Source organism: uncultured Phascolarctobacterium sp. (assembly GCF_958349595.1).
GTDB lineage: Bacteria > Bacillota > Negativicutes > Acidaminococcales > Acidaminococcaceae > Phascolarctobacterium.
This window is the reverse complement of record NZ_CATWDQ010000007.1, coordinates 24604-50391: the sequence shown is the minus strand read 5'-3', so window position 1 is coordinate 50391 and position 25788 is coordinate 24604. Positions and strand designations below refer to the sequence as shown.

Annotated in this window: 23 protein-coding genes and 3 tRNA genes; 5 read left to right on the top strand and 21 right to left on the bottom strand. The window is 47.4% G+C overall.

The window, feature by feature from the left end:
- Nucleotides 1–6: 6 nt before the first annotated feature.
- Nucleotides 7–192, bottom strand: a complete 186-nt coding sequence (locus Q4G98_RS07055) for a hypothetical protein (protein WP_177560565.1) — start codon at nt 190–192, stop codon at nt 7–9.
- Nucleotides 193–504: 312 nt separating this feature from the next.
- Nucleotides 505–705 carry a hypothetical protein gene (locus Q4G98_RS07050; RefSeq protein ID WP_177560564.1) on the bottom strand — a complete coding sequence of 67 codons (201 nt, stop codon included), beginning with the start codon at nt 703–705 and terminating at the stop codon, nt 505–507.
- 397 nt (nt 706–1102) lie between these two features.
- Between Q4G98_RS07050 and Q4G98_RS07045 the strand changes: the two genes are divergently transcribed.
- Nucleotides 1103–2035: a LysR family transcriptional regulator gene (locus tag Q4G98_RS07045; RefSeq protein WP_177560563.1), complete on the top strand. Its 933-nt coding sequence runs from the start codon at nt 1103–1105 to the stop codon at nt 2033–2035.
- Nucleotides 2036–2068: 33 nt separating this feature from the next.
- Here the strand turns inward: Q4G98_RS07045 and Q4G98_RS07040 are convergent, their stop codons facing one another.
- Nucleotides 2069–2707 carry a DNA-3-methyladenine glycosylase gene (locus Q4G98_RS07040; protein WP_177560562.1) on the bottom strand — a complete coding sequence of 213 codons (639 nt, stop codon included), beginning with the start codon at nt 2705–2707 and terminating at the stop codon, nt 2069–2071.
- Nucleotides 2708–2896: 189 nt separating this feature from the next.
- On the opposite strand from Q4G98_RS07040, the gene Q4G98_RS07035 reads away from it, so the two are divergent.
- The 4 genes from Q4G98_RS07035 to Q4G98_RS07020 all read left to right on the top strand — a co-directional run bounded on the left by Q4G98_RS07035 (nt 2897) and on the right by Q4G98_RS07020 (nt 4356).
- Nucleotides 2897–2973: transfer RNA gene (locus tag Q4G98_RS07035), tRNA-Asp, on the top strand.
- 3 nt (nt 2974–2976) lie between these two features.
- Nucleotides 2977–3051 (top strand) — tRNA-Gly (locus Q4G98_RS07030).
- A 4-nt stretch (nt 3052–3055) separates the two neighbouring features.
- Nucleotides 3056–3131, top strand: a tRNA-Trp gene (locus Q4G98_RS07025).
- A 379-nt stretch (nt 3132–3510) separates the two neighbouring features.
- Nucleotides 3511–4356, top strand: coding sequence for a KilA-N domain-containing protein (locus Q4G98_RS07020; RefSeq protein WP_298565918.1), 846 nt, complete (start codon nt 3511–3513; stop codon nt 4354–4356).
- A gap of 148 nt (nt 4357–4504) precedes the next feature.
- On the opposite strand, the gene Q4G98_RS07015 is transcribed toward Q4G98_RS07020, so the two are convergent.
- The 18 genes from Q4G98_RS07015 to Q4G98_RS06930 all read right to left on the bottom strand — a co-directional run bounded on the left by Q4G98_RS07015 (nt 4505) and on the right by Q4G98_RS06930 (nt 25732).
- Nucleotides 4505–4744, bottom strand: a complete 240-nt coding sequence (locus Q4G98_RS07015; protein ID WP_177560561.1) for a hypothetical protein — start codon at nt 4742–4744, stop codon at nt 4505–4507.
- A gap of 108 nt (nt 4745–4852) precedes the next feature.
- Nucleotides 4853–5428 (bottom strand): orotate phosphoribosyltransferase, encoded by a 576-nt coding sequence (gene pyrE, locus Q4G98_RS07010; RefSeq protein WP_177560560.1) that lies wholly within the window; start codon nt 5426–5428, stop codon nt 4853–4855.
- 1 nt (nt 5429) lies between these two features.
- Nucleotides 5430–6146: an orotidine-5'-phosphate decarboxylase gene (gene pyrF / locus Q4G98_RS07005; protein WP_293662593.1), complete on the bottom strand. Its 717-nt coding sequence runs from the start codon at nt 6144–6146 to the stop codon at nt 5430–5432.
- 11 nt (nt 6147–6157) lie between these two features.
- Nucleotides 6158–7120, bottom strand: a complete 963-nt coding sequence (locus tag Q4G98_RS07000; RefSeq protein ID WP_298565923.1) for a dihydroorotate dehydrogenase — start codon at nt 7118–7120, stop codon at nt 6158–6160.
- Entirely contained in the window at nt 7114–7887 is a 774-nt protein-coding gene (locus Q4G98_RS06995) for a dihydroorotate dehydrogenase electron transfer subunit (protein ID WP_293719341.1), read from the bottom strand. The genes Q4G98_RS07000 and Q4G98_RS06995 overlap by 7 nt, the downstream gene beginning before the upstream one ends.
- A 4-nt stretch (nt 7888–7891) precedes the next feature.
- Nucleotides 7892–11101 (bottom strand): carbamoyl-phosphate synthase large subunit, encoded by a 3210-nt coding sequence (gene carB / locus Q4G98_RS06990; protein ID WP_177560557.1) that lies wholly within the window; start codon nt 11099–11101, stop codon nt 7892–7894.
- A complete protein-coding gene (carA, locus tag Q4G98_RS06985; RefSeq protein ID WP_298565929.1) occupies nt 11101–12180 on the bottom strand; it encodes a glutamine-hydrolyzing carbamoyl-phosphate synthase small subunit in 1080 nt (359 codons plus the stop codon). The genes carB and carA overlap by 1 nt, the downstream gene beginning before the upstream one ends.
- Nucleotides 12168–13460, bottom strand: a complete 1293-nt coding sequence (locus tag Q4G98_RS06980) for a dihydroorotase (protein WP_293545874.1) — start codon at nt 13458–13460, stop codon at nt 12168–12170. The genes carA and Q4G98_RS06980 overlap by 13 nt, the downstream gene beginning before the upstream one ends.
- Nucleotides 13444–14400, bottom strand: a complete 957-nt coding sequence (locus tag Q4G98_RS06975; RefSeq protein WP_293662606.1) for an aspartate carbamoyltransferase catalytic subunit — start codon at nt 14398–14400, stop codon at nt 13444–13446. Before Q4G98_RS06975 ends, Q4G98_RS06980 begins: the two co-directional genes overlap by 17 nt.
- A 258-nt stretch (nt 14401–14658) precedes the next feature.
- Nucleotides 14659–17046, bottom strand: coding sequence for a phosphoenolpyruvate synthase (gene ppsA, locus Q4G98_RS06970; protein ID WP_301961904.1), 2388 nt, complete (start codon nt 17044–17046; stop codon nt 14659–14661).
- Between the two features lie 462 nt (nt 17047–17508).
- A complete protein-coding gene (gene glyS / locus Q4G98_RS06965) occupies nt 17509–19656 on the bottom strand; it encodes a glycine--tRNA ligase subunit beta (RefSeq protein WP_298564496.1) in 2148 nt (715 codons plus the stop codon).
- On the bottom strand, nt 19656–20534 hold the full coding sequence (glyQ, locus tag Q4G98_RS06960) for a glycine--tRNA ligase subunit alpha (protein WP_298564498.1): 879 nt from the start codon (nt 20532–20534) through the stop codon (nt 19656–19658). The genes glyS and glyQ overlap by 1 nt, the downstream gene beginning before the upstream one ends.
- Nucleotides 20535–20815: 281 nt before the next feature.
- On the bottom strand, nt 20816–21550 hold the full coding sequence (recO, locus tag Q4G98_RS06955) for a DNA repair protein RecO (RefSeq protein ID WP_293662615.1): 735 nt from the start codon (nt 21548–21550) through the stop codon (nt 20816–20818).
- Nucleotides 21543–22865: a hemolysin family protein gene (locus tag Q4G98_RS06950; RefSeq protein WP_293545865.1), complete on the bottom strand. Its 1323-nt coding sequence runs from the start codon at nt 22863–22865 to the stop codon at nt 21543–21545. The genes recO and Q4G98_RS06950 overlap by 8 nt, the downstream gene beginning before the upstream one ends.
- Nucleotides 22866–22967: 102 nt before the next feature.
- A complete protein-coding gene (era, locus tag Q4G98_RS06945) occupies nt 22968–23873 on the bottom strand; it encodes a GTPase Era (RefSeq protein ID WP_298564506.1) in 906 nt (301 codons plus the stop codon).
- 29 nt (nt 23874–23902) lie between these two features.
- On the bottom strand, nt 23903–24298 hold the full coding sequence (locus tag Q4G98_RS06940) for a cytidine deaminase (RefSeq protein ID WP_177560548.1): 396 nt from the start codon (nt 24296–24298) through the stop codon (nt 23903–23905).
- Between the two features lie 11 nt (nt 24299–24309).
- A complete protein-coding gene (gene ybeY / locus Q4G98_RS06935) occupies nt 24310–24795 on the bottom strand; it encodes an rRNA maturation RNase YbeY (RefSeq protein WP_177560547.1) in 486 nt (161 codons plus the stop codon).
- Nucleotides 24773–25732: a PhoH family protein gene (locus Q4G98_RS06930; protein ID WP_177560575.1), complete on the bottom strand. Its 960-nt coding sequence runs from the start codon at nt 25730–25732 to the stop codon at nt 24773–24775. The genes ybeY and Q4G98_RS06930 overlap by 23 nt, the downstream gene beginning before the upstream one ends.
- Nucleotides 25733–25788 lie beyond the last annotated feature (56 nt).

The window sequence follows — 25788 nt, the reverse complement described above, 5'->3', positions numbered from 1 at the left end:
TCCCTCCTATTTTTCTTTAAACAGATTAACATATTGAAACGTGTTTAAAAACAATCTTCCGTCTTCACCCCGATGCGGAAAAACACTACCTGCAGCCTGCCGGTTTTGAATAGCCCTGTGGTAGTATTTTTTATCAACTTGTTTGAGGAACTCTTTTATTTTAGATATTTCTTTCTTATCTTCATCCGGCATTTTTGCTATCCTCCTTTTCGCCATTTTTAAGAGTACCTTTCACTGGAAAAGAGTATATAATAAATTCCTAAATAATAAAAATACCTATTCTTCATCAAAGTTATGCTAAATTTGCATACTGTAAAAATCCTGATAAAAAATTGAAACAGATCTGAATTTTCAGATCTGTTTCAATAAAGGAACAGCTTCCCAGTACAGTAACTATTGTTATTAAAATCCATCACAGTAAAATAGTCTTGATATAGTTTCGATAAAAATCACTTTCAAAAATCTTGCAGTAATTCATCAGCACTCCTAAAATACTGCTGCAGCTCATTCTCTTTTGAGAGCCTTAAGTGCTTCAGCCGGAAGTTCACAGCCTTGTACGCGACGGATAAAGCTGTATCCGCGTTCGCCGCAGTGTGGGAAAACCCTGGCTGCCATTTGGCGTTGTTTACGCAGATGACTGAACAGGAATCCTTCTCCTTCGTTATTGATTTTTACTGAATTGTTGGCCATTGTTGCTTCTGTCATCAAAATCACTCCTTAAAAATTTTCTTTATAAGTACCGATAGTGTTTACTGCTTAAGACACCTAAAGTATACCCCAGAGCTTAAAATAATAAAAATATCCATTAGGAATTTAAGTTATAACATTTAGGAAAAACTAACAATTATTTTTATGATCAAATAATATTTTATATTGACACAGAATAAAGGAGTGATTAAAATAAGAGACAGTTACAAGTGAACATTGCTGAAACAATCCGGCCAAAGTCATTTGATGACACGGTCCCGCCGCTGTAAAGTCAGCATAGCCAGATTGTTTGTCTTTTGCTGCGAGCGACAGTAAAAAAGATCATAACCATTAACTTTGTTTATTTTCTTTACGTCCGCGCAGGACGTTTTTTTATTATTGGGAGGTTATTGAAATGGAATTGGAAAGCTATAGAAATTTTTTGGCTATTATTGAAGCGGGAAGCTTTACCGGAGCAGCAGAATGTGTACACGTTGCACAGCCTGCACTTAGCAAACAGTTAAAGACATTGGAAAATTTTTTTGGGGCCAAGCTTATTCTTACGACTCGTGGCAGCCGCCAGCTTATTTTGACGGAAGCAGGACGGATCCTTTATCAAAAAGCTAAATATATCTGCTCTTTGGAAGATCTGGCGCGCAATGAAATAGATAATATTATAGGCGGCGCCGTTGGTACGCTGCGTATCAGCGCTGCTAATTCCAGATCTGCCCTGTTTATCAGCACATCATTAAAAGATTTCTGTCAATTATATCCAAAGGTGACTTACGAAATCTATGAAGGCGGTATTGCCGAGCAGGCGCAGCAGCTTTTAAATGGTATTACTGAACTTGGGATTTTAAGTGTTCCCATTACTCATGAGGACAGTTTTGAAGTGCTTTTCCAACGTCGTGAAGAATTATCGGCTGTTTTCCACAAAGAAGCCGTATGGCTTGATCATTCTAAAGCTGATATTACTCTGAAAGAACTGGCAGAAATGCCGCTGAGTGTTTCTGCCGGTTGCTGTGACCTGCTGAAAAAATGCTGTGCTGAAGCTTCTCTCTCTCCGCAAATACTAAGTATCAACACCACTCGCAACACCACTTTACAGTGGGCTTACGAAAGAACCGCTGTTGCTGTAGTGCCTATCGAACCCGGAGAGTTTTTGGGACCTGATCTGGTAACAAAAAAAATATCTGATACCAACATTGATCTTTTTAAAACCATTGTCAAGGTTAAAGACCGTCCATTATCGGTTATTGCTCAAAAGTTTTTAAAATTTTATTCTCAAAAACGCAACTCTCAGCAGGTATGTGATTTGCAGAAGCTGCTTGGCAATCTACATTCATAACAAAAAAACAGACCGTATAAACGGTCTGTTTTTTTATTTTGCTTTTTTATTTTGTTCCTTAAATGCGGCTTCCTGCCACAAATACCAGACGCCTAAAGAGCGCCAGGGTCGCCATGTTTCTGTAAGCGTGCTTATTTGCCCGCGTTTGGGAATATCACTTAATCCCTTAAGTTCTTTCAATTCTTTCTTAAAGATAAAATCTGCTGATGGCACTACGTCTGTACGGCATAAGGCAAGTAACAGAAACATTTCAATAGTCCACTGCCCCAAACCGCGAATCTGGACAAGCTGTTTGGTGATTTCAGCATCAGTCATTTCAGAAAATTTTTCTATAGTTACCTTTCCTGCGACAACTGCCTCAGCAAAGCTTTTCAGGTACTCGGCTTTTTGTTTTACCAGTCCCTGTTCGCATAAGTCTTCAATAGAAACATCCAATACGGCCTGCGCTTGCAGCGGCGTGCCCAAAAACTTTCCTAATTTTTCCAGTAATTGCATACTTACATCCGGCGGCAGCTGCTGCGAAACGATACCTGTGACCAAGGTCCCGAAATATTTCTCCTGCGGCTCCGGCTTCAATACACATACAGGAAACCTATCGATCAACGGGATCAGCTCAGGCGCATGTTCACGCAGATATTTGGCTCCTTCAGCCCAATCTGGGGTTTTGAGCATGATACATCCTCCTTATTACTTTTGATTATTATTCAGCGAAACAGTACTATCGCTGATGTTACTTATGATTATACGCTAAAACGGTTATTTTGCAAAGCCGCTAAAAGTAATTTAGTAAATTTGCAGAAAAGCCTTGCATCATTCATGGTTTTATGGTATTATTTATATCTGTCAGGACTACTGACAAATGGCCCGGTGGTTCAGTTGGTTAGAATGCCGCCCTGTCACGGCGGAGGTCGTGGGTTCGAGTCCCATCCGGGTCGCCATTTGCGGAAATAGCTCAGTGGTAGAGCACCTCCTTGCCAAGGAGGGGGTCGCGAGTTCGAATCTCGTTTTCCGCTCCATTTTAGGGGTATAGCTCAACTGGTAGAGTAGCGGTCTCCAAAACCGTTGGTTGTGGGTTCGATTCCTACTGCCCCTGCCATAAAAAAGTACCGTCAAATCCTGATTTTCAAGGGCTTTGACGGTTTTTTATTTGTCTAAAAATTATCTTTCAACACGCCGTAAGCGGTAGTAAAAAGCACTAATTTTCATTAGCATCCCTATAACTCTCCGGTGTCGGTGCTACATACTCGCCTTTCTCATTGTTATATAATACCTCTTTGGAATATTCTTGTTGACTATCTCGGGATATATATTTACTTTTATCCCATTTAAGGATAATATAAATTCATAAGGAGGGAATAAAATGCTTCTGAATTTAGCGCAATTAAGAAAAGATCGAAATTTAAGTCAAGCAGATTTAGCAAAAATATTTTCTTAAATCAGTACAAAGAAAATAAAAGAAAGCAGGATTAAAGTAAATGGTTGCTGTCAAAGGAATAATTCAAGCAAATGGAATAGATATAAGAATAAGCAGTTCTAATGAAGCTGACTACATCTCCCTGACTGATATCGCTAAAAAACGTGATGAAGAAAACCCAAGATTTATCATACAGAATTGGATGCGTAACAGAAGTACGGTATCTTTTTTGGGTCTATGGGAAGAACTCAACAACCCTAATTTTAACCGTGTCGAATTCGAGGCGTTTAAAAACGAATCTGGTGATAACGGATTTGTATTAACACCACAAAAATGGATTGAAAATACCAATGCTATTGGTATAGTATCAAAATCCGGCAGGTACGGCGGTACATATGCACACTCTGATATAGCGTTTGAATTTGCGTCATGGATATCTCCTGAATTCAAGTTATATATTATTAAAGATTACCAACGACTAAAGTCAGATGAAAGTCATCATCTTGCTATTGACTGGAATGTCAAACGCGAAATAGCAAAAACAAACTATAGAATACATACCGACGCAATAAAAGAAAGCCTGTTGCCGCCTAATCTCTCAGGGCAACAGATTTCCTACACATATGCCAGTGAAGCGGACATTATAAATACGGCGCTGTTTGGCATGACCGCTAAACAATGGCGTTCTTTAAATCCAAAGGTAAGCGGTAACATACGTGATAATGCAACAATAGAACAGCTTATAGTTTTAGCTAACCTTGAAAACTTGAACGCAGAGTATATACGTGATGGGTTATCACAATCAGAACGCCTTTTCAGGTTAAATCAAGTTGCATTGTATCAATTAAATACCCTATTAACTAATCCGCCCAAAAGTATTGAAACCTTAAAAAAATTACAAAAATAAAGTTTAAACGCAAGCATTGACCTAAAATAATATATGTATTATTAACAGCTACACAATTAGAGCAATCGCACAAACTAAATTAGAGAACTCCTGATATTCTACAGTAAAACCCAAGGCAGCCGGTAATTTGACCTGGCTGCCTTTTATTTTATCCTTCCAAAAAAGGACTGTCCTTACTTTGATAATCTATTTTATATTTCTCCGGGTCGCCTTTAATAACGGCGACTAAAGCCTTCCCTTCACTGCCATGCTCACCTGCCTGTTCTTTTACTTCGTTTTGCAGGTCAAGCATCCACGGCACTAAAGGAGGCATCCATCTCAGCAAACAGGCTGCCAGTTCCTCGATATTCTCGCCTTCTAAAATATGATCTCTGATCACGACATGCATTTTCCCACCCCTTTCACACAATCTTTATTATAACAAAAATCACGTAAAAAGAAAGACCGATCGCCTGATCAGCAATCGGCCCTGATAATCAATCCGTCAACGCTTCTGTTATTTACCGGTACGCCCGCGTTTAGTGAAAGGCTTACCTTCTTTGCAAAGAGGACATTCCTCTTCTTTGAACGTCGGTACGTCAAGATGCAGCAAAGCTTCAGTACGAATACCGAAATCCACCTTGCCGCCGCTGCGGTCGACCAGAAGGCCGATACCTACCGGTACCCCACCGTGTTCCTTAACAACGTCCAATACTTCCATTACACTGCCGCCTGTCGTAACAATATCTTCGACGATCAGTACGCGTGTGCCTTTGGGGATCTCAAAACCGCGTTTTAAAGTCATTTTACCGTTTTCACGTTCGGTAAAAATAGCGCGGGTATCCAGCGCTTTGCCTACTTCATGCGCCAGCAAAATGCCGCCTGTCATCGGTCCGATAACCAGCTCTACATTGTCGGCAGCATAGCGTTCTGCCAATTCCTGACAAAGCTTTTCTGTATATTTAGGATGCTGCAGCACGTTGAATTTTTCTACATACATGGGGCTGTGCAGCCCGCTGGTCAGTAAAAAATGTCCGTGCAGTACGGCTTCGGTTTCTTCTAAAAGCTGCATTACTTCTTTTTCCTGCAACATGTCAAACACCTCTGATTTCTGCCGCGATACTTTGAGCCGCAGCAATTTTATCTTCCGCTTTCGTAATCGGCCGCCCCACTACGATATGGCTGGAACCATTTTTAAACGCACCGGCCGGAGTAGCAATACGGCTTTGATCGTCGATAGAAGCACCCGCCGGACGAACGCCCGGGGTAACGATCAAAAATTCCGGTCCGCAGGCTTTGCGGATCGCGGCAGCTTCCTGCGGCGAAGCAACAACGCCGTCCATGCCGGCTTCCTGAGCCAGTTTTGCCAAAGCAATGACCTGCTCGGCAATAGTATTTTTATAGTTGAGATCGCCAAACTGTTCATCGTCCATACTGGTCAAAATAGTAACGGCGATGAGTTTGGGAGCCGGACGGCCAAGTTTTTCCGCAGCTTCATGCACAGCTTTTACTGCCGCCTGCATCATTTTTTTGCCGCCTACGGCGTGCACGTTCATCATATCAGCACCCAAGCCTGTAAGCACTGCTAGAGCGCCGGCAACAGTATTGGGGATATCCTGCAATTTCAAGTCAAGAAACACCTGCTTGTTGTGTCCCTTTAAAAAGCGGATCATTTCGCTTCCTGCTGCATAATAAAGCTCCATCCCTACTTTGTAGTGGCTGACACTGTCACCAAGCTCTAAAACAAGGGCCTTAGCCTGCTCCATCGTGGGGAAATCCAAAGCTACGATCAAACGATCATCGTGATTCATCCTGCACCCCCTTAACGTTTTACGGCGCGTTTCAAGTGGATCTTACCTTCCGGCAACGCCAGGCCGATCATATCTTTAAGTTTTTTGATACCATGTCTGTCCATGTATTCCAAAATTCCATGCGCAATAGTTTCTGCAATACAGGGATCAGTAAAATTGGCTGTACCGACAGCGACGGCACTGGCACCAGCCAGGAAAAATTCTATCGCATCTTCCGCCGTCATAATGCCGCCCATGCCGATGATCGGCACCCGCACGTTCTGCGCCACCTGATAGCACATCCGCACTGCAACAGGACGTACTGCCGGACCGCTGAGACCGCCGATAACATTGCCCAAGACAGGTTTCTGCCTGTCAATATCGATCTTCATCCCGATCAGGGTATTGATCAGGGAAATGGCATCAGTTCCAGCCGCTTCGACAGCCTGCGCCATAGCCACGATATCGGTAACATTTGGCGAAAGCTTGGTGATCACCATTTTGGAAGTGTTGCCTTTTACCGCTTGCACGACTGCGGCAGCACTGTCGGGACAGGTGCCGAAAACAAGGCCGCCTTCTTTGACGTTAGGGCAGGAAATATTGATTTCCAAAGCGTCGACGCCGTCTACGTCCAGTTTTTTGGCAACTTTGCCGTAATCCTCATAGGAGTGGGCATAAATATTCACGATCACCGGTACGTCATACTGACGCAGCTGCGGTAAGGTCGTTTCCAAAAAATAATCAACGCCGGGATTTTCGAGCCCGATACTGTTGAGCATTCCCGAAGGAGTTTCGACAGCACGCTGCCCTTTATTACCGGGCTGTGGTTCCAGAGAGGTACCCTTGACCGTGACGGCGCCCACTTTTTCCAGATCAAGAAAATCAGTAAATTCAATGCCGAAACCAAAAGTACCGGAAGCAGTCGTGATCGGCGTTTTCATTTTTAAACCGGCGATATTAGTCGCCAAACGGCCGTCATACAATGCTTTTACCATTCGCCCACCTCCTCGGCCCAAAATACCGGGCCGTCGGTACAAACCTTGAGCCGCTTGCCAATACCGCTGCACGAGCAGGACAGGCAGGCCCCCAGGCCGCAGGCCATATATTTTTCCAGTGATACCTGGCATTTGATCTTTTTAGCGGCAGCCACTTCAGCCACAGCTTTCATCATGGGTACAGGGCCGCAGACATAGATGCAGTCATATTTGCCGCTGTCTAAAAGCTGCGGCAGCAGCGCAATGACTGTCCCTTTAGTACCGCAGCTGCCATCATCCGTTGTAATATGGATATTCTGGCAGATGTCTTCATATAGCTCCGTCCAGAACAGTTCTTCTTCACAGCGTCCGCCGATCAAGATTTCTATGGGCTTTTGCTGCACGCAGAAGCCTTCTGCCAAATACAGCAGCGGCGCCAGTCCCAGACCGCCGCCAACCAAAAGCGGACGTTCAGCCTCCATGGCAAAGCCATGCCCCAAGGGGCCAACGATACTCAGCTTGTCACCGCTGCATACTTCGGCCAGAATATGCGTAGCTTCACCAATAATGCGGTAGATCATCGTAAAAGTGCCGTTGTCAGCATTTACTCCGGCCACACCAAAAGGACGGCGCAGCAGCGGCGCAGTATTTTTGCAGACCTGCACGTTCACGAATTGCCCCGGGACCGCCGTTTGGGCGATCGCAGGAGCATAAACTTCTATCAATTTCGTAGTAGCGTTCAAAACACGCTGACCAATAACAGTGGCGTTCGTAATAGTTTTTGGCACGGGCTTATCCCTCCCAGGCTAAATCCTGCAGCGCAACGATGCTGACCACGCGGCGTCGGCGCATAGCCGACATGACATGCTGCAATTCGCGTGCTGTATCCATGGAAGTCAGGCAGGCAATAGCATGCTCGACTGTAGAACGTCTGATTTTAAAGCCGTCACGTTCGGCATCGCGACCGTGATTAGTAGTGTTGATAACCATGCTGATGCGGCCTTCTTTGATGTCGTCAAGGATATTGGGGCTGCCTTCGCTGACTTTGGTAGCTACAGTCACCTTAACGCCTTTTTCCTGCAGATATTCAGCCGTACCGCCGGTAGCCATGATCTCATAACCCAGGTCGGCAAACCCGGCTGCGATCTCTGCCGCTTCAGGTTTATCCATATCGGCAACAGTGATCAGGATCGCGCCTTCATGCGGCACATTGATACCGGAAGCGATGCAGGCTTTATACAAAGCGCGGGAATACTGATAGTCAACGCACATTACTTCGCCTGTCGATTTCATCTCAGGCCCTAAAGTAATATCGACGTTACTCATCTTGTTGAAAGAGAATACCGGCGCTTTGACTGCATAATAATCAGGGAAGAAGCCCAGTCCCGGCTTGTAGCCCTGTTCACGCAGTGAATGGCCCATAGCGGCCTTCGTAGCCACGTTGATCATCGGGATATTCGTAACTTTACTGAGGAAAGGCACGGTACGGGAAGAACGCGGATTTACCTCGATAACATAAACCTCGTTATTGCGCACGATATACTGGATATTGATCATGCCCTTTACTTCCAGACCCAGAGCCATTTTATTTGTATAATCAATGATCGTTTTGATAACAGACTCGGACAGATTGCGCGGCGGATAGACGGCGATAGAGTCGCCAGAATGTACGCCGGCACGTTCGATATGCTCCATAATGCCGGGGATCAGAACTTCGGTACCATCGCAGATAGCGTCGACTTCGACCTCTGTACCCTGCAGGTAATGATCGACCAGGACAGGATGCTCTCGGGAAGCTTTAACAGCACTGGACATATAGTGTTTCAGCTCTTCATCGTTATAAACGATTTCCATTGCCCGGCCGCCTAAAACATAAGACGGACGCACCATGACCGGATAGCCTACATCAGCGGCAGCTTTTAAAGCGCCTGGCGTATCAAAAACGGTATGTCCTTTCGGGCGCGGAATATTGCAGTCTGTCAGCAGCTGCTCAAAGCGTTCTCTGTCTTCCGCCCGATCGATACTGTCGACACTGGAGCCAAGTATTTTAACGCCGGCTTCAGCCAAAGGACCTGCCAGATTGATAGCTGTCTGGCCGCCGAACTGCACGATAACGCCTTCCGGCTGCTCTTTATCAAGGATATTCAAAACATCTTCTACTGTCAGCGGTTCAAAATACAGACGGTCAGAAGTATCAAAGTCGGTACTTACCGTTTCCGGGTTATTGTTGATGATGATAGTTTCATAACCCAATTCTTTCAGCGCCCAGACGGAATGTACTGAACAATAGTCAAATTCTACGCCCTGCCCGATACGGATCGGGCCGCTGCCCAAAACGGCAACCTTCTTTTTGTCGCTGACCCGTACTTCATCTTCCACAGCGTAGGTGGAATAGTAGTATGGAGTTTCCGCTTCAAACTCGGCGGCACAGGTATCAACCATTTTATAGGTCGGGATAATGCCCCACTCTTTACGCATAGCGCGTACTTCCATCATCGGTTTGCCAATGTATTCGCCAATAACCACGTCAGCAAAGCCCATGCGTTTAGCTTTGCGCATGATCTCCTGCGTCATCGGCTCAGTTTTCAAAACAGTTTCCATCTTGACGATGTTCAGTATTTTCTGCAGGAACCATCTGTCGATCATGGTTATCGTATGGATCTCTTCCAGAGTAATACCACGGCGCAGCGCTTCGGCAAGTACAAAGATACGTTCGTCATCTATTTTGGAGATACGCGCACGGATCTCTTCGTCATTCAGGGCTTTCAACTCCGGCATTTCCAGATGAGTCAGGCCTATTTCCAGAGACCGGATCGCTTTGAGCATTGCGGCTTCCAGATTGCGTTCAATAGCCATAACCTCGCCTGTAGCCTTCATTTGGGTGCCCAAAGTACGGTCGGCAGTAACAAATTTATCGAAAGGCCAGCGCGGGAATTTCAGTACGACATAGTCGATAGAAGGTTCAAAGCAGGCTGTTGTCTTTTTAGTTACAGCGTTCTGGATCTCATCCAGATTGTAGCCGATCGCGATCTTACTGGAAACCTTGGCGATCGGATAACCGGTCGCTTTGGAAGCCAGCGCCGAAGAACGGCTGACACGCGGATTTACTTCGATAACATAATAGCGTTCGGAATTAGGGTCCAGCGCCAGCTGTACGTTACAGCCGCCGCGTACTCCCAGTTCGCGGACGATATCAATAGAAGCCTGACGCAGCAGCTGTACTTCACGATCGCTCAGAGTCTGTGCCGGAGCGACAACGATGGAATCGCCGGTATGTACGCCTACAGGATCAAGGTTTTCCATTGAGCAGACAGTGATGCAGTTATCGGCGGCATCACGCAGAACTTCAAATTCGATCTCTTTCCAGCCTGCTACGCTGCGTTCGATCAACGCCTGACCGATCAGACTATATTTCAGGCCTTTATTAACGATTTCATCCAGCTCATCTTCGCTTTCAGCGATACCGCCGCCGGTACCGCCCAAAGTATATGCCGGGCGGACGATCAGCGGGAAGCCGACCTTACGGGCAAATTCTTTGGCAGCCGCCATGGTCTCAACGATAGCGCTTTCCGGAATCGGCTGATTGATTTTTTCCATAGTTTCTTTAAACAGCTCACGGTCTTCCGCTCTCTTGATGCTGTAGATCTGAGTACCCAAAAGCTGCACATTATATTCGCGCAGGATACCTTTTTCTTCCAGATCGATAGCGAGGTTCAAACCGACCTGCCCGCCCAGAGTGGCCAGCAGGGAATCAGGACGCTCGCGTTTGATAACGCTTTCCAAAAATTCAACATTAACAGGCTCGATATAAACACGGTCGGCAATATGCACGTCCGTCATGATCGTAGCCGGGTTGCTGTTGACAAGTACTACTTCCAGTCCTTCTTCTTTCAAAGAACGGCAGGCCTGTGTACCGGCATAGTCAAACTCGGCAGCCTGGCCGATAATGATCGGGCCGGAACCGATAACAAGAACTTTTTTGATATTTTGCAGCTTCGGCATCAGTTTTGGCCTCCCATCATTTTTACAAAACGCTTAAATAAATATTCATGGCCGCCTGGTCCGGGGCTTGCCTCCGGGTGATACTGCACGGCGAAAGAAGGATGATCGAGATAACGCAGGCCTTCGATCGTGCCGTCATTCAGCGAAACATTGGTTATTTCTACATTCAATCCTGCCAAAGATTTTTCATCAACGGCATAGCCGTGGTTTTGCGAGCTGATCAGCACTTTATTTTCCAGCAGGTCTTTGACCGGATGGTTGACGCCGCGATGACCAAATTTCATTTTAAAGGTATCGGCGCCGCAGGCTAAAGCCAGAATCTGATGCCCCAGGCAGATACCGAAAATAGGTTTCTTGCCGATCAGCTTCTTAACTTCTGCTATGATCGGCTGCAGATCCTTCGGGTCGCCGGGGCCATTGGCCAGGAAAATGCCGTCCGGGCGCACTGCTAAGATCTCCTCTGCAGTGGTATAAGCAGGGAAAACTGTTAAATGGCAGTCGAAGCTGGCCAGATATTCAAGAATATTTTGTTTGATGCCAAAATCCATGACAGCCACATGGAATTTGCCATTGCCCAGCGTATAAATTTCAGGTGTTGTTACTGTAGCCACCTGATCATGTACTTCCGGCGTAGCCAGCAGCTTTTCAACTTCTGCCTGCGGCATTTCTGCCGGCACGATAACACCCTGCAGAACACCGTAATTACGCAGCTTACGGGTGATCGCCCGTGTATCCACGCCTGTCAGTACAGGCACATCCTGCTCATCTAAAAACTGTTCCAGCGATTTTTCGCAGCGCCAGTTACTGGGATGATCGCACAGCTCGCTGAGCACATAGCCCTGGAAAAAGGACTTGCGCCCCTGATTGAAAATATCGTTGGTACCGTAATTCCCTACCAGAGGATAAGTCATAACAACGATCTGCCCGCAAAAGGACGGGTCAGTAAGAGTTTCCTGATAACCGCTCATGCCGGTAGTAAAAACAACCTCGCCTACCGCATTGCGTTTACCATACAGATCGCCTTCATAAACGCTGCCGTCTTTTAATACCAATTTACCTTTTCTTGCTACCGTTTGCATACTTCACCATCTCTCATCACGAATTTACCTGCTACCATCGTAGCTACGGCTTTGCCTTTACAATGTTTTCCCTGGAAAGGAGTTACCTTGCCGCGTGTATAAAATTTCGTATTATCAACAGTCCATTCTTTCTCAAGGTCGATAATAGTTACATCTGCCGGATAGCCAACTTTTAAACTTCCAGCTTTTAATGCAAAAATATTCGCAGGTTCTGTACTCATTTTACCAATAATTTCGTTAATTGTGAAGATGTTTGTATGATAAAGATCAGTTAAAACTACACCAACTGATGTTTCCAGACCTGTAAAGCCACAGGGGGCATAGCGGAATTCAACGTCTTTTTCTTCCGGCGCATGCGGAGCGTGGTCGGTGACGATAGCATCTACAGTGCCGTCTTTAACTGCGGCGCGCAGAGCTTCCACATGGTCCTTGCTGCGCAGCGGCGGTGAAACCCTGGTCGCACTGCTGTAAGTAGCGCAGGCCTCATCGGTCAGGGTCAGATGATGTACTGTAACTTCACAGGTCACATTGACGCCTTTTTTCTTGAATTCGCGAATAATATCGATCGCGCCTTTACTGGCAACATGCGCAATATGTACATGCGCACCGGTATATTCAGCGATCAGGCAGTCGCGGGCTACGGCAATATCTTCTGCCACAGCTGGGATGCCAGGCACACCGATCCGTGCGGAAACAGCGCCCTCATGCATATAGCCTTCATGGCCCAGCTCCGGTTCGATCGCATGGGAGATCAAAACTTTATCGAAAGCGCCGATATATTTGGCGGCGAGTGTAAACAGACGCGGGCTGTTGACAAAGTGACCGTCATCAGAAAATGCCATCGCGCCTTTTTCCGACATATCGATCATTTCGGCCAGCTCTTTCCCTTCTTCACCTTTGCTGATCGCGCCGATAACTTCCACATTGACATACCCTTCACGGGCAGCACGTTCTTTAATGCCCGAAACAACGATTGAATTATCAATGACAGGCTTGGTATTAGGCATACAGGCGATAGTCGTAACACCGCCGGCCGCAGCAGCCATAGTACCGGTTACGATATCTTCCTTGGCTTCCAGGCCGGGCTCACGCAGATGCGTATGCACGTCCACCAGACCGGGCGCCACTACAAGGCCTTTTGCGTCATATACTTCATCGGCAGCCGTTTTAATCCCTGCCGCAACTTCTTTGATAACGCCGTCTTCCACAAGTACGTCCATAACGGCGTCAATATTTTGGCTGGGGTCGATGACACGACCATTTTTAATCAATGTTTTCAATTTGCTTACCCCCTGTCAAAGTCAAGAATAAGAGTGCCATACGCACTGCTACGCCGTTTTGCACTTCGTCACGAATAGCGGCATTATCGCAGTAACCGACCTCCCAGGAAATTTCCAGGCCACGGTTCATCGGGCCGGGATGCAGGACAGTAACATCGGGTTTGGCCAGCGCCAGACGCTTCTCATTCAGACCGAAGATCCGTGCATACTCACGCGGAGATGGGAACAGGCCTTTTTTCTGACGTTCCAGCTGAATACGCAGCACATCGATAACATCCGCGCCTTCGATAGCGTCTTCAACGCGTTTATGCACGGTCACGCCCAGACTTTCGATATCGTGCGGCAACAGGGTCATCGGGCCTGCCACATGTACGTCCGCGCCCATTTTGGTCCAGGCGGCGATATTGGTGCGGGCAACACGGCTGTACAGCACATCGCCTAAAATCGCCATTTTCAAACCTTTCAGGTCTTTGCCCTGCTCACGAATAGTGAACATATCCAGCAAGCCCTGCGAAGGATGCGCATGCGCTCCGTCACCGGCGTTGATGATAACAGGATCAGCAACCTCCGCAGCATAAGCGGCAGCACCTTCGATCGGATGGCGCATAACGATCGCGTCACAGGCCATAGATTGTACGGTAAGAATAGTATCGCGCAGGCATTCACCTTTAACGACGCTGGAGCTGGCAGTCGTGATATTAACTACGTCAGCGCCAAGATATTTGCCAGCCAGTTCAAAAGAAGTTCTTGTTCTGGTACTGGGCTCATAAAAAAGGTTGATAATGGATTTGCCCCGCAGTGACGGCACCTTTTTGATATCACGTTTCATGATTTTCTTCATTTCTGCCGCAGTCTGCAGAATCAGTTCATATTCCTCGATGGAAAGTGAATCCAAATCAAGGATATCTCTGCCACCCAGAGATACGTTTGCTTTTGCCATTGTCCTACCTCCTATTTGATCACATAAAAAAGCCTTCTGTGCCTGCAAGATGGCAAAGAAGGCTTGTAGTACAAGTTACCTAAAAGTCTACCTTACAGTCTCACAGGACCGCTTTAAAGGTAATATTCTATTGGTAATATTCTACCATTCATTGGTTCGTACGTCAAACCAAAATAAAAATTTTTACCGGGATTTTTCCTTAAATTTTCTAACAGTAAAAATCCCATTGCCCTTACGGACAATGGGATCTGTTATTACTTATTTCCAGTCAAGTTCTTCGACTTCTTTGCGGCCGCGGCCAGTTAAAGCGTCGAGCATAACGCGCTGTTCCACCTGGGCAACCAGTTTCTTGGTAAATTTAACAGTGTCAGGATTTACGGAGATACTGTCGATACCGCTCTTAATAAGGAACTCGCAGAATTCAGGATAAACGCTGGGAGCCTGACCGCAGATAGAAACGGTTTTACCTTCGCTGTGAGCAACCTCGATAAGGTGACGCACTGCACGGCGTACTGCCAGATTACGTTCATCATAGATATGGGAAACAGTATCGTTATCACGGTCGCAGCCCAATACCAGCATGGTCAGGTCGTTGGAACCGATAGAATAACCGTCTACATATTTATTGAACTGGTCAGCCAGAATGATATTGGAAGGAATTTCAGCCATCAGCCAGACTTTGAAATCTTTACCGCGCTGCAAACCTTCACCTGCCATAATAGCAACAACTTTTTCACATTCTTCCACGTTGCGGCAGAAGGGGATCATTACGTTGAGGTTTTTCAAGCCGAACTCTTCACGAACTTTACGAACAGCCTGACATTCCAGTTTGAAAGCTTCGATGTATTTAGGATCGTAGTAACGGGAAGCGCCGCGCCAGCCCAAAAGTGCGGAAGGCTCATAGGGTTCAAACTCGTCGCCGCCTTTCAGATCGCGATATTCGCTGGATTTGAAATCGCTGAAACGCAGGGTGACCGGTCTGGGTGCCATAGCCTGGCAAACCTGACGCATACCTTCTGCCAGCTGATCGACAACTTTTTCCGGATGGCCGGTTTTAATGAGATACAGAGGATGTTCATGGATATAAGTAGTCCAGATGAACTCTTCACGCATCAAGCCGATACCATCGCAGGGCAGTACGGAATATTTTTCAGCCAGTTCCGGGTCGCCCAGATTCATATAAACCTTAGTGCCTGTCGGCGGGAAATATTCGGCAACTGCTACAGCAGCGCCGGCCTGATTTTCTTTTTTAGCTTCTTCGATAATGCCTTCATAAACTACGCCATGAGTAGCATCGATAGTTACGTCGATACCGTCAGGAATAGTAGTAGTAGCAGCCTCACCGCGGCTCTTAGTGCCAACGATACAGGGAATGCCCAGTTCGCGGCTGACGATGGAAGCGTGGCAGGTCATACCGCCGCTGTCAGTAACGATAGCTTTGGCTTTTTTCATTGCCGGCACCCAGTCAGGAGCAGTCATCTCGGTAACCAGGATCTCGCCTTCTTTGAATTCGTCGATACGGGAAGGATCAAGGATAACGTGCACGCGGCCGGAAACTTTACCAGGACTGGCCGGCAAACCTTTCACGATAACTTTATGATCAGTAGTAGTCATAGATTTGCTTTCCTGCACTTTTGCTCCTCCTTCTTTATTGCGGCGGCTCCATACGGTTTCCGGACGGGCCTGCAGAATCCAGATTTTATTAGTGCGTTCATCAACGCCCCATTCCATATCCATATAGCAGCCATAATGTTTTTCAATCTTTTTAGCATAATCAGCCAGTTCCAAAATCTGCTCGTCAGTCAAGGTCTGCACTTTGCGCAGTTCTTCAGGAACCTGAACTTCTTCGCAGTCGCCGCCTTTTTTACGTACCAGCATAACGTCCTGCTCATTTACGCAGCGGTCGATGATTTTATGGTCATGTTTGGAAACAGTATAATTATCGGGAGTGACAGTACCCTGAACAACATATTCGCCCAGTCCAAAGGCTGCCTCGATCAAAATGTTGTTATCGTCGCCGGTAGCAACATTAACGGTGAACATGACACCCGCAGATTTAGAGAATACCATCATTTGCACAACAGCGCTCAAAGCAACTTCGATATGATCGAAGCCCTGTTTTTCACGGTAATAAACGGCACGGTCAGTAAAGCAGGAAGCGTAGCATTCCTTTACTTTGGCAATGATAGTCTCCGCACCCTGTACGTTCAGATAGGTATCCTGCTGGCCAGCAAAGCTGGCATCAGGTAAATCTTCGGCAGTAGCACTGGAGCGAACGGCAACGTACGGGTTTTCTTCGCCTACTCTTTTGCCCAGTTCCACATAAGCGGCGCCAATAGCGTCCTGCAGGTCCTGCGGCATTTTTTCTGCCATGATCGCTTCACGCAGACGAGCGCTGACATCACGCAGCAAAGCGCTGTTTTCAACATCAGTCAGTTCAGCCAGAATCGTGCGCATCTTTTCTTCAAGACCGCTTTCTTTAATAAAGTATCTATAAGCGTAAGCCGTGGTAGCAAAACCATAGGGAACCGGAACATCCGTCTTGGCAGTCATTTCACCAAGGGAAGAGGATTTGCCGCCAACGATGTCAACGTCTTTTCTTTCTAATTGCTCAAACCAGAGAAGAAACTGTTCTTCTTTTTTCATGATCGTAGCACTCCTTTATATTATACTTTTTGGGCCGCGCCCTTAATATAGTGTATACTATATCATATTTGTACACCACATTCAAGGACTTTTTTCAGCGTTTTTTAACTTTTTGTGTTAAATTTTACAAAACCGGCTTATTTTAAGCGCTTCCCTCCTCTGCTGTTCAAATACTATCTTCGCCACCGAAAAACAAAGTATATATATTAGTATACACTAAATAATGTCCAGAAAAAAGTAAAATCAACATCACCGACCTAAAAAGCAGCAAAACAAAATCGTGCAGTTTGCCGCAGCTACGCGAAAGGCCCCCGATTACAGACACGCCGCGTACTAAACAAATAAGCGTTTATTTTGTCCCGGATACGCGAAAAACGCAGATTAACGGTGGCGCCGTGTACTAAGTGTACACAAGACGCCGTTAATCTGCGTTTGACAAAGTAGATGGGATAAAAGAGACGCTTATAAAACGATGCAGCTCAAATCGCCCACAGCATTAGTAACCTCTTTCGCCTGCTCAAGAAGCGCCAGACGGTTATTTTTAACAGCAACATTTTCATCCATGACCATAACGCTGTCAAAGAATTTATTGACAGGCTCAACTACCTGCTCGGCAAGCTTCAAAGCCGCAGCGTAGTTGTAAGTCACAATGTCGGGGATCAGCTCTTTGTTAAGACGGATCAACACGTCATGCAGCTCCTGCTCTGCCGGGTCGGCAAACAGCGCGCTGCTGATAGCAACCTCCGTATCGATTTTTTTGCAGAGATTACAGACACGGATCGAAGCCTGAATAACAGCTTCGGCTTCCGGTAAAGCCACATATGCGTTCAGAGCCTGGCAGCGGGCATAAATATCAACCAGATCATCGTTACGTTCATCGGCAAAAACAGCGTCAACAACATCATAACGGATACCCTGCTCGATCATCAGATTCTTCAACCGTAATTTAAAGAACTCCAAAATCTGCGGGATCAGTTTACCGGTATCTTCCGGTTTGATATTGAGCAGATAGAGAGCGCCTGCCAGAATTTTGATCAGAGGCAGATGATAGTTGCTGCTGATCAGGATATTGATGATGCCCAGAGCCTGACGGCGCAGGGCATAGGGGTCCTGCGATCCTGTCGGTGCAAGCCCGCGGCTGAAGGTAGCAACGATATTATCCAGTTTATCGCTGATACCGACAAGACGGCCGATAGTCCCCTGCGGCAGCTCGTCGCCGGCAAAACGCGGCAGATAATGTTCGTAGATACCTGCTGCAACCTCGGCAGGCTCGCCGTCCAATTTGGCATATTCACGCCCCATAACGCCCTGAAGCTCGGTAAACTCAACAACCATCCCGGCCACAAGGTCGGTTTTGGCAAGCAGCGCAGTACGTTTGAGATTAGCATCGTCAACTTTGACATTGATGGCAAACTTGACCATTTCAGCCAGTTTGGCCAAACGCTCGCTCTTATCATACATATTGCCCAAGCCTTCCTGGAAGGAAACTGTTTTAAGTTTTTCCAGACGGTCTTCCAGTTTGATTTTACGGTCTTCATTAAAGAAGAATTCAGCGTCGCTGAGACGGGCGCGCAAAACACGTTCATTGCCGTGGGCAACCACATCCAAAAATTCTTTGCCGCCATTGCGGACAGTAATAAATTTATTCAGCAGTCTGCCTTCGGCGTCAACTACCGGGAAATAGCGTTGATGTTCACGCATGGGGGTAATAATGGCTTCCTTCGGCAGGGACAGGAATTTTTCTTCAAATTTTCCGCACAGAGCCGTCGGATACTCAACGAGATAATTGACCTCTTCCAGCAGATCCTCGTCGATTTCAGCAATGCCGCCTTCGGCGGCTGCCAGTTCGGTAACCTGCTGGCGAATCAATTCACGACGGGCATCCTGATCGACCATCACGAAGTTATCAGCCAGTGCCTGCACATACGCGTCGGCATTGGGTATTTCCACAGCGCCCTGCATCCCCATAACGGCAGAATGCACGACATTGCCGACTTTATTGAGAGCCGCACTCAGCAGGCCTTTATTCTCTACGGCTTCTTTCATGGACTGCTGCATAAAGCGGTGCCCCAGCGAATACCTGCCGGATTTGACGCCGGTGATTTCCACCGGTACTACCTTGTCGCCAAACAGTGCGACCAGCCAGCGGATCGGACGGACGAAACGAAAATCATAATCTGCCCAGCGCATATTTTTCGGGAAAGACAACGACTCCAGAATATCAAGCAGCAAAGCCGGCAGCAAATCGGCAACGGGCTGACCTGCCAGATGTTTTACGGCATAGACATATTCTCCGCGCACTTCCAGCTCGTTGACGTCTACGCCCTGCCCGCGGGCAAAACCTATCGCTGCTTTGGAAGGAGCGCCGCTGACGAAAGCGATCTTGACAGAAGGTCCTTTAGCTTCGATAGTACTGTCAGCCTGGGTCTCTGCCACACCTTCGGCAATAAAAGTCATGCGGCGGGGTGTGCCATAAACCGTGATGTTCTCAAACGGGATCCGCAGCTCCTGCATTTTGCCTGCCGCCAGTTCCTGTAATTGTTTGAGGATGCCCGGCATAAATTTTGCGGGGATCTCTTCGGTACCGATTTCAAATAATAATTTTTCCATTATTTATTCTCCCCTTTCAATAACGGGAAGCCAAGTTTTTCCCTTTGTTCAACATAGGCAGCGGCGCATAAACGGGCCATAGCGCGCACACGGCCGATGAAAGCGGTTCTTTCGCTGACGCTGATAGCGCCACGGGAATCTAAAAGGTTGAAGGTATGCGAGCATTTCAGCACATAATCGTAGGCCGGACGGATATAACCGGCTTCGATAATGCGTTTGGCCTCTGCCTCATATTTATCGAACAGATCAAACAACAGCGCTGTATCCGCTATCTGGAAATTATAAAAAGACTGCTCTACTTCGTTAGTATGGAAGACGTCGCCATAAGTTACTCCGTCCACCCATTCAATATCAAAAACATTTTCGACGCCCTGGATATACATAGCCAGACGTTCCAGACCATACGTGATCTCAACCGTGACCGGTTTCACGTCGATACTGCCAACCTGCTGGAAATAGGTGAACTGCGTGATCTCCATACCATCCAGCCAGACCTCCCAGCCCAGTCCCCAGGCTCCCAAAGTCGGAGATTCCCAGTTATCCTCAACAAAACGGATATCGTGTTCTTCCTGCCGGATGCCCAGCTCCGTCAGGCTCTGCAGATACAGCTCCTGGATATTATCAGGAGACGGCTTGATAATGACCTGATATTGATGATGCTGGAATAACCGGTTTGGGTTATCACCATAACGTCCGTCAGCCGGACGGCGGGACGGTTCTACATAAGCCACACGCCAGGGTTCCGGTCCTAAAACGCGCAGAAAGGTAGAGGGGTTCATAGTGCCCGCACCTTTTTCAACGTCATAGGGCTGGCCCATGATGCAGTTCTGGTCTGCCCAGAATTTCTGGAGCTTCAAAATAATTGTTTGAAAATTCATGTTCTGCCTCCTATTTTATTCGTTACAACGACAAAAACAAAAAGTCTCCGTCCCTGTAACAATTAAGTTACAGGGACGGAGACATAAATCACTCCGCGGTTCCACCCTGCTTGACCGCTGCTGCGGCCCGCCTCGATGTTTATAAAGTTTCCGCTCCCGGGTGCCTTTTGTTTTCTTATCTGCCGGCTTGCACCATCCCGGCTCGCTAAAACAGAAAACTACTTATCCCTTTCATCGCTTAAAAGAAAATATATCAAATCAGGCGTCCTTTGTCAATGCTTTTACAGCCCTAATTGCGCTAAAAAGCTTAAACTTTTTAAAGGCCGATCGATCTGATAGACGATAAAACGGTACAGGATCTGTTCCAGCTGCATCAGATCACCGCCGCGTACAGTAAAAGGCTGCGGTTTGTCAAAGTTCAAAGCCACCAGCTCATGCATCAATTTCTGAGCGCCGCTGCCAAACGGCAATTCTTCGCCGCCGTGACAGGCTTCACAAACCAGTCCGCCCTGCACGACACTGAAAAAAGCATCACCCTCAGACGCTTTCCCACAGTTGACGCAGGCATCATAAACAGGCGCAAAACCAGTCAATACAAGCAGCTTGCAGATAGCCGACAGCGCGACCAGCCGCGGATTATTACTGGAAAGTATCCGAACGCCCCCTACCAGCAATTCGTAGATTTCTTCCTGCGGTTCATGTGCTTCGGTCAGCGCTTCCGTCACTTCAGCTATCACCGAAGCATAAGCCATCTGCTTAATGTCCATTTGCTGCGGCAGCGCGATCAGCTCGCAGCTTTTCATGCTGTCCAGACGCTTGCCTGAATATAGCTGCATATCAAGCCGTGCAAAAGGCTGGATCAAGCGGCCCCCGGTAGTGCGCGCATAACGAGCGCCATAAGCCAGAAAGGGTATTTTGCCATGGGTACGCGAAAAACAGACTGCGTATTTATCCGCAGTCTGCCAGTCTTTCACTTTCAAAATAATTACTTCATCCTGATACGCAGTACTACTCATCAGTTTCTGCTGCAGCACCATCCTCAGTCAGTCTGGTCGCTTTCACTCTCGTCACCCTGAAGCCCTCTGCTTCAGTGACCTCAAAACGCCAGCCATCTGTGACGACCCTGTCACCTTCTTCAGGCTTACGCCCTAAAAGTCCAAAGACAAAACCGCCGATGGTGTCTTCCTCCGGTTCGTCAAATTCAATATTTAAAAGTTCAGAAATCTCATCCAGCAGGACCAGACCGTCAAATTCATAACTGTCGTCACCTAAACGCAGAATATCTGCTGTTTCTTCTTCATCATGCTCGTCCTGAATATCGCCGACGATCTCTTCCAAAAGGTCTTCCATTGTCACAAGTCCGGCCGTGCCGCCGTATTCATCGGCAACTACCGCGATCTGGATCCTTTTGTGCTGCATCATCTGCAGTACTTTAGCTGTCGACATGCCTTCGGGAACCACAACGATATTGCGCATAATCGTCCGCAGATCAAAGGCAGGATCGTCCCCGTCATCCAGGTCCATCAGATCACGCACGTGAATAACGCCTAAAACATGATCTTTGTCTTCCATACACAAAGGATAACGCGTGTGCCTGCTTTCGCGCACAGCCTGCAGATTCTCCTGCAGCGTATCATCAGTATACAGGCAAATCATATCCTGCCGCGGCACCATTACTTCACGCGCCACACGATCAGCAAAATCGAAAACATTATCGATCAGGCGGCTTTCCATATGGTCAAGCTTACCGCCGCGTTCGCTGGCGCTGACGATCATTCGCAGTTCGTCTTCACTGCGTGAAATATCTTCGTCAGGAACAGGATCAACTCCCAACAGGCACAATACCGCATGGGCTATACGGTTAAACAGCACTACCAGCGGATATAAAAGATAATGGAAAAAGACCAACGGATAAGCAACCGCCATCGCCACCTGCTCGACCTTGCCCAAAGCGATAGTGCGCGGCACCAGTTCGCCGAAAACAACATGCAGGAAAACGATGATCAGAAAAGCACAGGCAAAAACCAGCGAATGATCATACCAGCTTCCGGTACTGATACCAAAAAAGCCACGGAACATTCCCGCCAGAAGCGGGCCGCCAAACCAGCCCAAAAGCAGCGATGAAGCAGTGATACCAAGCTGAGTCGCGCTCAGATAAGTATCAAGCTTTTCACTCATTTTCAAAACTGTGCCGGCTCTGCTTTTGCCCTGCTGAATCAATTCCTCCAGCCTGCTTTTTCTGATTCTGACCAGAGAATATTCAGCCATAACAAAAAAGCCGTTCAACAAAGTGATCAATAATGCGATAGACAGCTCCAGTAAGCATGTCAAAGCGGGGTCGCCGTCGATAGGTCATCTCTCCTTACTTTTCATAAACTTAATAAATTGATATTGGCATAAGCATACCATATCACTGCAAACTGCGTCAACAAATCAGCCTTCGTAGCCAAATTGCTTCAAGGCCTTGTCTTTATTGCGCCAGTCAGGTTTTACTTTTACCCATAGGTCAAGAAACACTTTATTGCCAAGCAGAGATTCAATATCTCTGCGGGCCTGTTCCCCGATTTTTTTCAGCAGGCTGCCTTTGGCGCCGATAACGATCCCTTTTTGGGATTCACGTTCTACAAAAATATTTGCGCGGATATAAATATCGTCATTATCGCGCACCTTGAATTCATCGATCTCTACAGCAATGGAATGCGGCACCTCGTCACGCGTCAGGCGCAGCACCTTTTCACGGATCATTTCCGCAGCGATCACCCGTTCCGGCTGGTCAGTGATCATATCCTCAGGGAAATAAGCCGGCCCCTCCGGCAAATGCCTGGTGATCTCAGTTACCAGTCCCGGGAACTCCGTATCCTGCAACGCAGATACCGGCACTACTGCCGCAAAAGTAAAATCTTTGGTATAGCTTTCGATAATGCTGAAAAGCTTGCCTTTATCAGCCAGTTTATCGATCTTATTCGCGACCAGAATAACCGGGGTTTTCACTTTGCGCAGCTGCTCAAGGATATAATCCTCGCCAGCGCCGCGCTTTTCTGAAACATCCACGACAAACAGGATCACATCTACCTCGTGCAGCGTGCTTTCAGCAGCACGCACCATATACTGTCCCAGCTTATGCTGAGGCTTATGGATACCCGGCGTATCTAAAAACATGATCTGGGCATTGTCAGTATTCATAATGCACATGATCTTATTGCGCGTCGTCTGCGGGCGGTCGCTCATGATCGCGATCTTCTCGCCGATCAGACCATTCGTCAGCGTTGATTTTCCTACGTTCGGGCGGCCAACAATAGCCGCAAAACCAGAATAGTGTTTGTTTTCCTGCTTATTTATACTAATCGCTCCTTTATTTATACTTAACTTTATCTTTCAAGCTCCAAAGCTTCCGGGCCAAAACCATACGGCAGCAGCTCTGCCACTGTCATGATCTTTGTCAGTCCCTTACAATTTGCCAGAATTATTTTTTCAAACGGAAATTCTGCCAGTACCTGACGACAGGCGCCGCAGGGAGCAACCGGCTCCTCCGTATCCGCAACCACGCACAGGGCTTTGAAGCTGCGGGCGCCGCTGCCGATAGCGGCAAAGACCGCATTACGTTCTGCGCAGCAAGTCAGGCCATAGGAAGCATTTTCAACATTACAGCCCGTAAAGATATGGCCGTCAGCAGTTTCCACTGCCGCGCCGACTTTAAATTTAGAATAAGGCGCATAGGCATTTTCACGCGCAGCCAGCGCCGCTGCTAACAACTTCTTGTCCATAGCTGCTCCTTTTACTGCCCCAGAAATTCTTCCGAAAGCCTGATCTCCCTTAAAGCTTCTTCTTCTTTAGCACGCATCACTGCTTTATCCTCGTCAGTCATATGGTCATAGCCCAGAAGATGCAGCAGGCCGTGTACGGCTAAATAAACGATTTCACGTTCCAATCCATGTCCAAATTCTTCCGCCTGTCTGGCGGCCGTTTCGGCGCTGATAATGATATCTCCTAAAAGATGCTCTTCCGGTCCGCCTAAAAGCTCCGGTTCATCTTCGCCTGCTTCGTCAAGCGCAAAAGACAGCACGTCCGTCGGCCTGTCAACATTACGGTAATCACGGTTCAGCATATGTATTTCTTCATCATCAACGATAGTGATATCCACTTCGGTCTGACCGGACAGCCTGTGCAGCCTCGCTACTACATTCAGTCCATCAGTCAGCAGCTGCTCCAGTTCGGCACTGATCTGCAGCTTCTCCTGGTCATTTTCCAGCGTTATTATCATTGTCTGCCTCCCGCTGTTTCTGACGCCGGCTGTCATAATTTTCATAGGCCCTGATAATAGCCGCTACGATCTCATGACGCACGACATCAGCCTCACCAAAACGAATAATACCTACGCCCGGCGTTTTCTGCAAGACGTAAGCGGCCTGTTTTAAGCCGCTGTTTTTACCGCTGGGTAAATCTATCTGCGTAATATCGCCGGTGATCACCATTTTCGAACCAAAGCCAAAACGCGTCAAAAACATCTTCATTTGTTCCGGCGTCGTATTCTGCGCTTCATCAAGAATAATAAAGGAATCGTTCAGAGTACGTCCGCGCATATAAGCCAAAGGCGCAACCTCGATCGTCCCTCTGGCAACATACTTCTGAAAAGTTTCGCTGCCCAGCATATCGTATAACGCATCATACAGCGGACGCAGATAAGGATCTACCTTGTCCTGCATATCCCCCGGCAAAAAGCCGAGTTTTTCTCCCGCTTCAACAGCAGGGCGCGTCAAAACGATCCGTTCGACCTCTTTATTTTTCAGCGCTTTCACCGCTAAAGCGACCGCCAGATATGTTTTGCCCGTACCGGCAGGACCGATACCGATAGTAACATTACTGCGTTTAATGGTTTCGACATATTCCCACTGGCCCAGTGTCTTTGCTTTGATCTGGCGGCCGCGGTTCGTAACGATTATCGTATCGGCATACATGCGGTGCAGACTTTCCAGCCGCCCTTCCGCGATCATGCGTATACTGTATCTTACATCGTGCGTCGTCAGCGGCATTCCCTGGCGGTACAAAAAGAGCAGTTCCTTGAACAGCGTTTCGATCTGCCCCACTTCGTTATCTTCGCCGCTGAAAACGATCACGTTGCCGCGCGCAACGATAACGCTGTCATAATGCTCCTTGATCACACGCAGCAGCTCGTCGTTACGGCCTAAAATGCCCACCATTTCCTGTTGGTCCTGTACTTCAATGATCCGTTCACTCTGTAAAAAGGACAAATTCG